At 50.9% G+C, this 12,452-nt stretch carries 9 protein-coding genes; 6 read left to right on the top strand and 3 right to left on the bottom strand.

What is annotated here, in order from left to right; all coding sequences use genetic code 11:
* The 4 genes from CKV66_RS03330 to CKV66_RS03315 all read left to right on the top strand — a co-directional run bounded on the left by CKV66_RS03330 (nucleotide 1) and on the right by CKV66_RS03315 (nucleotide 5,858).
* Nucleotides 1–2,112, top strand: a complete 2,112-nt coding sequence (locus tag CKV66_RS03330; RefSeq protein WP_085363396.1) for a sensor histidine kinase — start codon at nucleotides 1–3, stop codon at nucleotides 2,110–2,112.
* Nucleotides 2,113–2,117: 5 nt separating this feature from the next.
* Nucleotides 2,118–3,404: a sigma-54-dependent transcriptional regulator gene (locus CKV66_RS03325; protein WP_085363395.1), complete on the top strand. Its 1,287-nt coding sequence runs from the start codon at nucleotides 2,118–2,120 to the stop codon at nucleotides 3,402–3,404.
* 253 nt (nucleotides 3,405–3,657) lie between these two features.
* Nucleotides 3,658–4,143 (top strand): DUF4112 domain-containing protein, encoded by a 486-nt coding sequence (locus CKV66_RS03320; protein ID WP_085363394.1) that lies wholly within the window; start codon nucleotides 3,658–3,660, stop codon nucleotides 4,141–4,143.
* 485 nt (nucleotides 4,144–4,628) lie between these two features.
* Entirely contained in the window at nucleotides 4,629–5,858 is a 1,230-nt protein-coding gene (locus CKV66_RS03315; RefSeq protein WP_157739145.1) for a prolyl oligopeptidase family serine peptidase, read from the top strand.
* Nucleotides 5,859–6,012: 154 nt separating this feature from the next.
* On the opposite strand, the gene cyaY is transcribed toward CKV66_RS03315, so the two are convergent.
* The gene (cyaY, locus tag CKV66_RS03310; protein ID WP_085363444.1) at nucleotides 6,013–6,339 is read right to left on the bottom strand and encodes an iron donor protein CyaY; all 327 of its coding nucleotides are present in this window, start codon (nucleotides 6,337–6,339) and stop codon (nucleotides 6,013–6,015) included.
* Nucleotides 6,340–6,414: 75 nt separating this feature from the next.
* Between cyaY and lptM the strand changes: the two genes are divergently transcribed.
* Together lptM and lysA are read left to right on the top strand one after the other, a co-directional pair.
* Complete coding sequence (gene lptM, locus CKV66_RS03305) at nucleotides 6,415–6,576, top strand: LPS translocon maturation chaperone LptM (RefSeq protein ID WP_085363392.1); 162 nt, start codon at nucleotides 6,415–6,417, stop codon at nucleotides 6,574–6,576.
* 2 nt (nucleotides 6,577–6,578) lie between these two features.
* Nucleotides 6,579–7,799: a diaminopimelate decarboxylase gene (lysA, locus tag CKV66_RS03300; RefSeq protein WP_085363391.1), complete on the top strand. Its 1,221-nt coding sequence runs from the start codon at nucleotides 6,579–6,581 to the stop codon at nucleotides 7,797–7,799.
* A 227-nt stretch (nucleotides 7,800–8,026) separates the two neighbouring features.
* Here the strand turns inward: lysA and CKV66_RS03295 are convergent, their stop codons facing one another.
* Entirely contained in the window at nucleotides 8,027–9,349 is a 1,323-nt protein-coding gene (locus CKV66_RS03295) for a Fic family protein (protein ID WP_085363390.1), read from the bottom strand.
* A gap of 68 nt (nucleotides 9,350–9,417) precedes the next feature.
* On the bottom strand, nucleotides 9,418–12,201 hold the full coding sequence (polA, locus tag CKV66_RS03290) for a DNA polymerase I (RefSeq protein ID WP_085363389.1): 2,784 nt from the start codon (nucleotides 12,199–12,201) through the stop codon (nucleotides 9,418–9,420).
* Nucleotides 12,202–12,452: the final 251 nt, after the last annotated feature.

Raw genomic sequence — 12,452 nt, 5'->3', positions numbered from 1 at the left:
ATGCGTCACTTTCTTCTGATTGCCGGACTGCTTTCCTTTATTTCCCTGTATATCCTGACACTGGCAACGGAAAACGACAGCGATCTAAGCTATTATTTTTGGTGGATTATTGCAGCCAGCGGCGCTTTAGTTGTCGTATTGCTGGGGCTGCTGGTGCGCTATGTGCGGCTGCTGCTGCGCGACGTGCGCAAAGGCGTGTTCGGCTCTCAAATCGCCCGCAGGCTGGCTGGTATGTTCACACTGGTTGCCGTGTTGCCCGGGCTGTTTCTGTTTGGCGTATCGGCCCAATTTATTTCCAACAGCATCAATTCCTGGTTCGGCAACGATACGCACGAAGCCTTGGAGCGCGGCCTGAATTTAAGTAAGTCGGCTTTAAATCTCTCACTCGACAACGCCGTGCGCCAAGCTGTGCCCATCCAAATCGACTTAATCGGCGCCTCTTCTTTGGGGCACAACCTTCCCCAAACGCTGAAAAACCTGCCCGGCAACCAACGTTTTGACCAACTCGCCGTTTACAACATCCAAAGTAATCAAGCAGATGTCGTGCGTAACATCAGCAATCTGCCTGAACCAAAACTCGACGAATCCTCACGCAAAACATTGCTCGATACCGGCTCGGCCAGCAGCATCGAAAACCTGAATAACGCACTTTACGCACAAGGCTGGATGATTTTGGACGACGGTACCAACCGTTCCCGCGCTTTATTCTTCCGCCAAGCCGTACCTGCCGATGTAGCCAAAGATGCCATCCTGATTGAAGCCGCCCGCGCCAAATACGCCGAGCTGACCTACGCCAAACAAGGCCTGCAACGCTTCTTTCTGGTAACTTTGCTGGTAGCCACCTTACTGGCGATTATGCTGGCTTTGGTGATGGCGCTGTATTTCGCACGCCGTTTTGTAGAGCCGATATTGTCGTTGGCAGAAGGCGCACGTGCCGTAGCACAAGGCGATTTCTCGCAAAAACGGCCGATTTTCCGCAACGATGAATTCGGCAGATTAACCCATCTCTTCAACCACATGACCGAGCAGTTGAGCATTGCCCAAGCAGCCAACGAACGCAACCGCCTGCAACAAGAAGCCGCGCGCCATTATCTTGAGTGTGTACTGGAAAGCCTAACCACAGGCGTCGTTACCCTAGACGATAAAGGCCGTCTGAAAACATTCAACCACAGTGCAGAAGAAATCCTCGGCATTTCCTTGGAAAACATGATCGGCAGCAGCTGGTACGAATGGCAGGGAAAATCTCCGCAGCAGTCCGTGCTGGCCGAAACCTTTGCTTCGATTATCGATACCGCGCCGGTCGACAAACCCGTACAGCTAAGCTATGCCGCTCCCGACGAATCCCGCATCTTACTGGCCAAAGCCACCATTTTGCCCGACGACAACGATAACGGCATCGTGATGGTATTCGACGACATCACCGCCTTGGTTAGAGCGCAAAAAGAAGCGGCTTGGGGCGAAGTCGCCAAACGGCTGGCACACGAAATCCGCAACCCCCTCACCCCCATCCAACTCTCGGCAGAAAGATTGGCATGGAAATTGCATGACAAGCTCAGCGGTCAGGACGCGCAGATCCTTACGCGCTCTACAGACACGATAGTCAAACAGGTTGCGGCATTGAAAGAAATGGTCGAAGCGTTCCGAAACTATGCCCGAGCGCCCGCACTTAAACTCGAACAGCTTGATTTAAACCAAATTATTGAGGAAGTTTTGCTGCTCTATGAGGGCAGTAAGTGTACATTCGAGGCCGATTTGAGTAATATATCTTTTTCAATCGCCGCCGACACCACCGCCATGCGGCAGGTTTTGCATAATATTTTCAAGAATGCAGCCGAAGCCGCCGAAGACGAACTTTCGCCCCGCGTGTGTGTATCCACACAAGCTGCCGACGACGACCAAGTGCTGCTGACCGTAAGCAACAACGGCAAAAGTTTCAGCAAAGAAATGTTGCAGCACGCATTCGAGCCTTATGTTACCGACAAACCGACGGGCACCGGTTTAGGCTTGCCCGTGGTAAAGAAAATTATCGAAGAACATGGCGGCCGCATCAGCCTCTCCAACCTGCCTGAAGGCGGCGCCGCTGTTAATATAGTCTTACCCAGATTGGTATAAACATTATGCGCAGTACTGATATTTTAATTGTTGATGATGAAATCGGCATCCGCGATCTTCTCTCCGAGATTCTTCAAGACGAAGGCTACACCGTAACCCTCGCCGAGAATGCCGAAGAAGCCCGCCAGCTCCGCCACCAAACCCGTCCGGCCATGGTGTTGCTGGATATTTGGATGCCCGATTGCGACGGCATCACGCTATTAAAAGAATGGGCGAAAAACGGCCAGCTCAATATGCCTGTGGTAATGATGAGCGGCCACGCCAGTATCGATACCGCAGTTGAAGCCACCAAAATCGGCGCATTGGATTTTCTGGAAAAACCCATCGCCCTGCAAAAACTGCTCAGCACCGTAGACCGCGCGCTGAAATACGGCGAAATGCAGGCCGCATCGGGCTTATCGCTCGACAAACTCGGCAACAGCCCTTCCATTCAAGAGCTAAACCGCGCGCTTGAAGCTGTTGTGAAACAAAACAAACCCGTTTTACTTTGCGGCGAACCGGGTTCTCCGTTTGAATTGGTGGCACGTTATTTCCATAAAAACGGCACGCCGTGGGTGGAACCGGGCAAAACCGAACACATCGTCGATATTCCGTTGGAGCTTTTGCAAAAAGCGGGCGGCGGTATTCTCTATTTGGGCGACATTGCCCAATACAGCCGCAGCATCCAACAAGGTATCGCCTTTTTGCTGACCAAAGCAGAACGCAGCAATGTGCGCATTATCTGCGCCAGCAGCCGCCCTTTAAACGAATCGGCCGAACATTCAATAATCGATACCAAACTGAAAGAAGCCCTTTCCGCTTGTGTGATTCAGATTCCGCCTTTGCGTAATCAGGCCGACGATATCGTGTTTTTGGTTGACCAAATTCTGAGCGAACTGGCTGAAACGCAAAAAATACCGCTGGTCAAATTCAGCACCGGTGCATTGAATATCCTGCGCCAATACGACTGGCCGGGCAATCTCGACCAATTGCGCAGCGTGGTCAAAAATTTGGCCATCACCGCCGAGAACAGCGCGGTGGAAGAGCAAGCCGTCAATGCAGTGCTGGGCGGGCAAATGAACCATGCGCCTGTTTCGGAAATGGTCGGCGGTTTCAATTTCAATATGCCTTTGCGTGAATTGCGCGAAGAGTTGGAACGACGCTATTTTGAATACCATATCGTTCAAGAAAGCCACAACATGAGCCGCGTGGCGCAGAAAGTGGGTTTGGAAAGAACGCACCTCTACCGAAAACTGAAACAGCTGGGCATTAATTTCTCACGCCGCAACAGCGACAAATCCAATGACGATTAAAGCCCGCTGAACATTTCAGACGGCCTCCTGTGTCTTATCAAAATCCCCGAACATGCTTGATAACATGCTCGGGGATTTTTATGAATATTCTGTATTTTTACCGCCGGTCATCTTATTCAGACGGCCTCAGATGTTGCGTGAATAATATTGCGGCTTCAAGCATCGGCAATCTATTCGGCGCAACATATATCCGCCGCCTAGCCGTATATTGAGCGCACACAACTGTTTGTTTTAAATAAATCTAAAGATAATCATGAACCATCCCACCCCCATCAAACACGATGCTTTGCAAAGAAGCCGCAGCTATCACGCGGCGAAAGAAATCAGCCGCTATCTTGACGACTACTATATCGACGGCATACTGGGTTTAATCCCCGTGGCGGGCGATGTGGTTTCACAAAGCTTTCACGCCGTGTTTCTGTATTTGGCGGCGGTGAAACTGCGTTCGGCCAGATTGACTGTGGTTGTGCTGTTCAACAGCCTGATGGACATCTTGATCGGCCTGATTCCTTTTTTGGGCGACGTGCTGGACTTTATCAATAAGTCGCACAAGCGCAATTTTGCCCTGATTGAAGGTTTCGCCTTGGGCGACAAAGCCGTGATCAGCCAAGTAAACCGCAGAGCGGCGATGGCGGCAGTAGGCATTTTGCTGCTGTTGGCGGGCATCGTGTTACTGCTGAAATGGTCTTGGGCCTTGATGGTATGGCTTTACCATTGGCTGCCGACGCTTTTCGCTTGACAGCGGTAACGGAAAACGGGCATCGGATTACCGCTTTTTCCTTGCGCCAAAAGCGCAGGCGAAGATGAAATATGCTTTTTTGATGATATAAAGCAGAAATTAAGAAACTTGTTGGCATATAGGCCGTCTGAATAGGGTTTCAGACGGCCTATTGTATTGTCTAAAACAACGCTTAACACAATAAATCCACCGCTCCGCCGACAAACAAACACAAACGTGTAGCGGCTGAGTATAGTTAAACGGTTTATATCCGCAACTGAAAGGCAGTAAACTTCCGTTTCAGACGGCCTGTATATCGCCCCGCCGCGTTCAAGCCAAGCCGCAGCAGCCGCTGTTTTACACGGTTTTGAAGAAGAGATGCAGCCCTATCCCGCACCCCAACGGAACTGCCCTGCCCGATTTTCCGAAAGTCTGCTTAAATGAAAAAACTCACTACTGCTTTAGCCGCCGCAGGATGCCTTGCCGCATTGTCCGGCTGTCAGATAATGTCTGCACCCGCAACCAAACCCGCCGAAAACATAACCGCTGCCGAAACGGTGGAAGACGTGACCGCGGTAACCGAGGTATTCGGCGACGGGCAGAAAATTACCGCAGCCGTGGTTCAATACAACCAGCCCGTGAGCAATGAATCGCTTGATGTGGAAGACTTCGCCGTCGCAGGCCGCACGGTAACCAAGGTTTACGGCAACGACGCGCCCGTTACCGCATCCGATGCAAAAGACGGCAAATATGTAGTGGTAGAGCTTTCCCAAAAAGACGAAGACGCTGTGGCATTCGGCGTTGAAGGCCGCGACATTATCCGCCGCCGCCCCGAATTGAGAATCACCCAAACCGGCGATGTGGCCGATACTGCGGGCAACGTGATTATCCCCGACGGCAAAGAGCGTGAAACCAAACAAGCCGCCAACCTGATTGTGGACGACTTCAAACAGGCTCAATTTGCCGACCCGCTCACCGGCATTTCGCTCAACTACAACCTTTTCGTGCCGAAAAATTACGACGCGAAAAAATCCTATCCGCTGGTTTTGTTCATCCACGATGCCGCCGTGGCCGGCAACGACGTGAAAAACACCTTGAAGCAAGGCTTGGGCGCAGTGGTGTGGGCCTCTCCCGAATCGCAAGCCAAACACGAAGCGCTGGTGCTGGCGCCGCAATTCGACCGCAAGTCTATGAGCCACCAAGCAACGGGCAAAGAACCGGAAGCCGTGGTTAACCTGATCAAACATTTGGAAACCGAATACAGCATCGACCCCGCACGCCGCTACGCCACTGGCCAATCCGCCGGCGGCATGATGCAGATGGCCATGAACGCCAAAAATCCCGATTTCTTTGCCGCTTCCTACCTCATCGCCCCGCAATGGGAAGCCGCCAAAGCCGCCGCACCGCTGGCTAAAAACAAAATGTGGATTGTCGTGGCGGAAGACGATGAAAAAGTCCATAAAAACATGAATGCCATTACCGCCTCTTTGGAAAAACACGGTGCGAAAGTAGCCAAAAAAATGTGGAGCGGCATGGCCACACCGTCCGAACTTGATGCCGAAGTTTCTGCCATGCGTGGACAAAATGCCAATATCCACTACACCGTGCTGCAAAAAGGCACGATTGCGCCCGCCGGCCAAACCGACAACGGCACCGCCAGCCACGCCAACACTTGGCGGATTGCCTATGCCATTGAAGGCATACGCGATTGGTTGTTTGAACAACGTAAGCCGTAAACATCAGGCCGTCTGAAAAACCATATCTGCTCTCTTAAAAATAAAAGCAGATATCCAATCAAACTCCAGACTAAAGGCCGTTCGCAAACCAAGAGGCCGTCTGAACATTTTCAGACGGCCTCTTTATCATCTTCATTAACCCATCAACAGCGCATCAACGATACGCCTCTACGCATACTTCTTCACCCGCCGCCGCAGTCAGCGCCTGATTCAACACCGCAAAAAACTCGCTGCCGTCGCGCGTTGCCAGCCACCGGCCGTCCTTCTCCGCAAAATGATAGCCGCCGCTTTTCGCCGCAATCCACAATTCCTGATTAGGCGTGTGCCGGTTCACAATAATCTGCGTGCCGTCGCCCGCTTCAATGGTTAACACATTACCGTTCAGACGGCAGTCGAAATCCCAGCCGCCCTCGTCGATTTGGTCTTCAATATGGGTAAATAAAGCATCGGAATGCTGTAAAAATTCGCTTTCAGTCATCATGGCTTTGTGCATTGGTGCGTTTTTGTTTAAGATACCGAATCTTGCCACATTCACCCGTGTGATGAAAGAACAATCATGAAACCAGCCCTGTTTTTACTCTCCGCCGCATTCATCTTGAGCGGCTGCGGCTACAAAGGCGATTTATACCTGCCCAAAGAAGACGACAAAGCCCGCTTCGGCGTGATACAGACCGGCCTGCAATTCGAAACCAAAGAACCCACCTCCCCCACACAATAATCATGACCCTACACTGCGAAAACATCCCGCTTGCCCGCTTGGCCGACGAATTCGGCACCCCGCTTTACGTGTACAGCCAATCCGCGCTAACCGAAGCCTTCCAAGCCTACACCGACGCCTTCTCCGCCCTGCAACCGCTGATCTGCTACGCCGTTAAAGCCAACGGCAACCTGAGCATACTCAAACACTTCGCCTCACTCGGCAGCGGCTTCGACATCGTATCCGGCGGCGAACTCGCCCGCGTATTGGCCGCAGGCGGCGATGCCGGCAAAACCATCTTTTCCGGCGTCGGCAAAAGCGAAGCCGAAATCGAGTTCGCCCTCAACGCCGGCGTATTGTGCTTCAACGTAGAAAGCCTGCCCGAGCTGGACCGCATCCAAGCCGTAGCAGAACGCCTCGGCAAAACCGCCCCCATTTCCCTGCGCATCAACCCCGATGTCGATGCCAAAACCCACCCCTACATTTCCACCGGCCTCAAGTCCAACAAATTCGGCATCGCCTACGCCGACGCCTTAGAAGCCTACCGCCACGCCGCCCGTTTAGGCCGTCTGAAAATCGTCGGCATCGACTGCCATATCGGCTCCCAGCTCACCGACCTAAGCCCCCTCGTCGAAGCCTGCGAACGCACCCTGCTGCTGGTCGATAAACTCGCCGCCGAAGGCATCACGCTCGAACACATCGACTTAGGCGGCGGCGTCGGCATCGTGTACGACAACGAAGACGTGCCCGACTTAAAAGCCTACGCCCAAGCCGTCGCCAAACTCATGGCCGGCCGCCCCCTCAAACTCATGCTCGAACCCGGCCGCAGTTTGGTCGGCAACGCAGGCACATTGCTGACCCGCGTTGAATTTGTCAAGCAAGGCGAAGAAAAGAATTTCGTCATCGTCGATGCCGCCATGAACGATCTCATGCGCCCCGCCCTTTATGAAGCCTACCACCGCATCGAAGTCGTCGAACCCGGCAACACCGCACCGTTTACTGCCGATATCGTCGGCCCCATCTGCGAAACCGGCGACTTCCTCGGCCAAAACCGTACCCTCGCCTGCACCGCCGGCGACCTGCTCGCCATCCGCAGCGCCGGCGCATACGGCAGCAGCATGGCCAGCAACTACAACACCCGTAACCGCGCCGCCGAAGTGTTGGTAAACGGCGCAGAAGCCAAACTCATCCGCCGCCGCGAAACCATCGAACAGCAACTTGCCAACGAACAAGCCTGTTTATAACGAATATCGGCCATAGCGTTTTAAATCGTTGAGATGCGATAAGGCCGTCTGAAAATGAATTGCCCAAAGTTTAAAGGGCGGTTTATTTTCAGACGGCCTTTTTGCTTCTCGAGGCTTGATCAATACATCAGTAGCAACTGTGTTACCAACCCGTCGATCAGCAACAGCAAACACAAGTAATCAAGTGCATTGCAGGCTACGGCTTATTATAAAATTTGTTTAACAGATCATTTTCTTTGATTTAGCAAATTAACTATATCTTGTCTAGCAATGTAAATAGAAGTTCTATCCGAAATTGATTTTAATAAAATCTTGTGTTCTGATAAATGTTCTAAATATTTTCTTGCCGTGTTATCTGTAACTCCTAATGAATTTTTGACTTCTTTTGCAGTGAATACTTTACCTGGATTTTTAATAGCTTTTTTTAATAAAATAATTTCTTTTGAGTTCAAATCGTGATATACAGATGTCTTAGATAGCCAAGCTAATGTCTCTGTAAACTCTTTATGTTTTCTATCAAGGAATTTAAATAGTTCTTCAATAGATTTTTTTATTGTATACAATTGGTGTTCGATGAAATAAGTTAAATCATTATCATCGGTTTCTGTATATAAATAAGCTTTTGCATATTTAGCAGGTGCTTCTTTTAAGAGCTTACTAATAGAAATATATTCAAACTCATTGTAATTATTTTTCATTACAAACCAATAAAATAATGCTCTTGCAGTTCTACCGTTTCCATCAAAGAAAGGATGTTCATAACCTAACATAAAATGCAAAATAATTGCTTTTATTATAGGATGAATAAACTCCTTTTCTTTATGCTCATAATTAGCAAAGTCACATAGTTTTTGTAATCTTTCTGATAAATCTTGGTGTGAAGGAGGCAGATGTAAAATTTCATTGTAGTAATTACTAACATAGACATCATCCTTATTCCTTAACATTCCAGGAGATATTTTTCTATCATCTATACCTTGAGTTGCAATCAAATGAAAATTTAAAATTAAATCAATATCTAATTTACAATCTTTTTTTTCAAGTACCTGTTTCATTAAAAGGTAATTATTCAAAATCATCTTTTCATCGTTACTTTGAGGAGCTCTTTCCTCTTCAAGCATTTGTAAGGCAACAGCTCTAGTAGTAGCAGCGCCTTCCAATTGCGAGCTGGAAATAGATTCTTCATATTTCAAAGAACTGGACCAAAATTCATGCTTATTTGCTTTATCCATATAAAAATTTAATAATCTAGCTCTTAATTCATCAATTTGATGGAGTAGCGAGTGGCAATTATTTGGTATATTAAACTTAAAATTGAATCCATATTTATCTTTTAATCTTACACTACGAGAAGAACCCTCTCTAACAAGTTTGAGCTTAAGCCATCTTTTTTCATTAAGATCATTATCCTTGGATAAACGCCGCAATTTATCCCAATGAATATAAGCTTCATCAGATTCAGGCATGTCAACTGACATCACTTCATGAAATTGAGCTATATACTTTTGCATTAAATCACTGATATTTTTAGGCTTTTCTACTTTTCTCATAATTCATATCTCAATAATTTATTTTTGAGATTAATTCTATACTGAAAGAATAATAGGGTCAAATAAACTCAATGCGCCTCTTCCCAATTCTCCCCCGCGCCCACTTCGGCCACCAACGGCACGCCCAGCATGCCTTCTGCCACGCTTGCCATAATCTCGGGCAGTTTTGTTTTCACTAAATCCATTTCCGATTCGGGCACTTCCAGCACTAATTCATCATGCACCTGCATGATGAGTTTGCTTTGGAGGCCGTCTGAAACGAGCCAGTTGCGCACGGCGATCATGGCGCGTTTGATGAGGTCGGAGGCGGTGCCTTGCATGGGGGCGTTGATGGCGGTACGTTCGGCTCCGGCGCGGGCGTTGGCGTTTTTGTTGTGGATGTCGGGCAGGTAGAGGCGGCGGCCGAACAGGGTTTCTACATAGCCTTGGGCGGCGGCCTGTTCTTTGGTGCGCTGCATGTAGTCGGCCACGCCGGGGTAGCGGGCGAAGTAGCGGTCGATGAAGTTTTTGGCGGAAAGGTTGTCGATGCCCAGTGATTTGGCAAGGCCGTATTGGCCCATGCCGTAGATGAGGCCGAAGTTGATGGTTTTGGCGTAGCGGCGTTGTTCGCTGCTGACGTTTTCTTGTGCGACGCCGAACACTTCGGCGGCGGTGCGGCGGTGGATGTCTTCGCCGTTTTTAAAGGCTTCGATCAGGGTTTTGTCGCCGCTCAAATGCGCCATGATGCGCAGTTCGATTTGGGAATAGTCGGCGGACACGATTACGCTGCCTGTGGGGGCGGTAAAGGCGCGGCGCACACGACGGCCTTCTTCGGTGCGAATGGGGATGTTTTGCAGGTTGGGGTTGTTGCTGGCCAGCCGCCCTGTGATGGCGACGGCTTGGGCGTAGGTGGTGTGCACGCGGCCGGTGTGTGGGTTGATCATTTCGGGCAGTTTGTCGGTGTAGGTGGACTTTAGTTTGGCTAGGCCGCGGTTTTGTAAGATGATTTTGGGCAGCGGGTAGTCGGGCGCGAGTTGTTCGAGCACGGCTTCGTTGGTGGAAATGCCCCCGGAGGCGGTTTTTTTGAGCCCTTTGGTGGGAATGCCCATTTTGTCGAACAGGATTTCTTGCAGTTGTTTGGGCGAGTTGAGATTGAAGGGCTGGCCTGCGGCTTCGTAGGCTTGCTGCTCCAGTGCCAGCAGTTGGGTGCCGAGTTCGTGGCTTTGTTGGGCGAGTTCGTTTTTGTCGATGAGGACGCCGTTGCGCTCCATTTCAAACAGCACTTGAGCCACGGGCAGCTCCATGTGTTGATACATTTCAAGCTGTTTTTCGTCCATTTGTGCTTTCAGCCAGCCTTCGATACGCAGGGCGAAATCGGCATCTTGGGCGGCGTATTCGGTGGCTTGTCCGAGGCCGACATCGGCAAACGAAATCTGTTTGGCGCCTTTGCCGCACAGGGATTCGTAGGTGATGGTGGGCAGGCCGAGCCAGCGTTGGGAAAGTTCGTCGAGGCCGTGCCCCAAGTGGCTTTCGATAATATAAGACGCGAGCATGGCGTCGCCGGCAATGCCGTTCAGGCCAATGCCGTAGTTGGCGAAAATGTGTTGGTCGTATTTGAGGTTTTGGCCGATTTTTTTGAGTTCCGCATTCTCCAAATGGGGTTTCAGACGGCCTAATACGTCTTGCAAATTAAGCTGTTCGGGCGCGGCGGTGGGCGTGTGGCCGAGCGGGATATACACGGCTTCGCCTGCTTTGAAAGCGATGCTGATGCCGACGAGCTGCGCTTCCATCGGGTTGAGGCTGGTGGTTTCGGTGTCGATGCCGACGGTGTCGGCTTGCGACAATTTGCTCAACAGAGCGGTAAACTGGGCTTCGTTGGTAACGGCTTGATAATCCAGCGTTTCAGGGGCTTGGGCAATGCCGATTTCCTTTTCAGACGGCCTCTCGGCAGCGAGCGCAGCCTGTTCGCCGATATGCGCCGCGCCGAACAAATCGCCGTTGCCTTCGTGCATGCGCTCTTCGGCTTCTTTCAGCCAAGTGCGGAAGTTGAGGCGTTTGAATTCCACCGCCAGTTGCGACCATTTCGGCGTGGTGCGGCGCAGACTTTCGAGGCCGTCTGAAAGATCGCTGTGTAAGTCCACATCGGTTTTGATGGTAACGAGTTGGTAAGACAGGGGCAGCTGCGGCAGCGCGGCTTGCAGGTTTTCGCCGACTTTGCCTTTAATTTCAGACGCATTGTCCATCACGTTTTGCAGCGTGCCGTATTGATCCAGCCATTTCACAGCGGTTTTGGGGCCGCATTTGTCCACGCCCGGCACGTTGTCCACTTTGTCGCCGATTAAGGTTAAATAATCAATGATTTGGTCGGGGCAAACACCGAATTTGTTTTTCACGCCTTCAATGTCGAGCTTTTCGTTGCTCATGGTGTTGACGAGGGTAACGTGCTCCGACACCAGCTGCGCCATATCCTTATCACCGGTGGAAATCACCACGTTCCAGCCCGCTTCCTCTCCTTGTTTGGCCAGCGTGCCGATCACGTCGTCGGCTTCCACATCCGGCACAATCAACACCGGCCAGCCCATCAGCCGCACCAGTTCGGGCAGCATTTCGGCTTGCGGGCGCAGTTCGTCGGGCATCTGCGGGCGCGTGGCTTTGTAGTCGGGATACATCTTGTGGCGGAAATTTTCGCCTTTGGCATCAAACACCACCGCGCAATAGTCGTGCACATAATCGGCACGCAGGCGGCGCAGCATGTTGAGCACGCCGTACAATGCGCCGGTGGGCGTGCCGTCGGGCGCGGTAAGCGGTGCCATGGCATGAAACGCGCGGTAGAGGTAGGAAGAGCCGTCGACGAGAAGAAGGGTTTGAGACATGGTATGAGGCCGTCTGAAAAGGTTATAGATGGGTGGATTATAACGGAATCAATCAGAAACGGCGGCGGGCGAGGCGATTGCCTGCCCTATCGAACCAAGGCCGTCTGAAAAGCATGAACCCTTACTTGTCAGACGGCCTTTGGTCGGTTCCACACTTCACATGTTTCGTTCCATTCCAAAGAGACGGCGGCGCAACACTGTTCCAAACAAAGCAAACGCACACCGCACACAGGCGGAATTTCATAATCATA

This window comes from Neisseria zoodegmatis (assembly GCF_900187305.1).
Lineage (GTDB): Bacteria > Pseudomonadota > Gammaproteobacteria > Burkholderiales > Neisseriaceae > Neisseria > Neisseria zoodegmatis.
The sequence above is the reverse complement of the archived record's forward strand: the minus strand, read 5'-3'. Positions and strand labels throughout refer to the sequence as shown.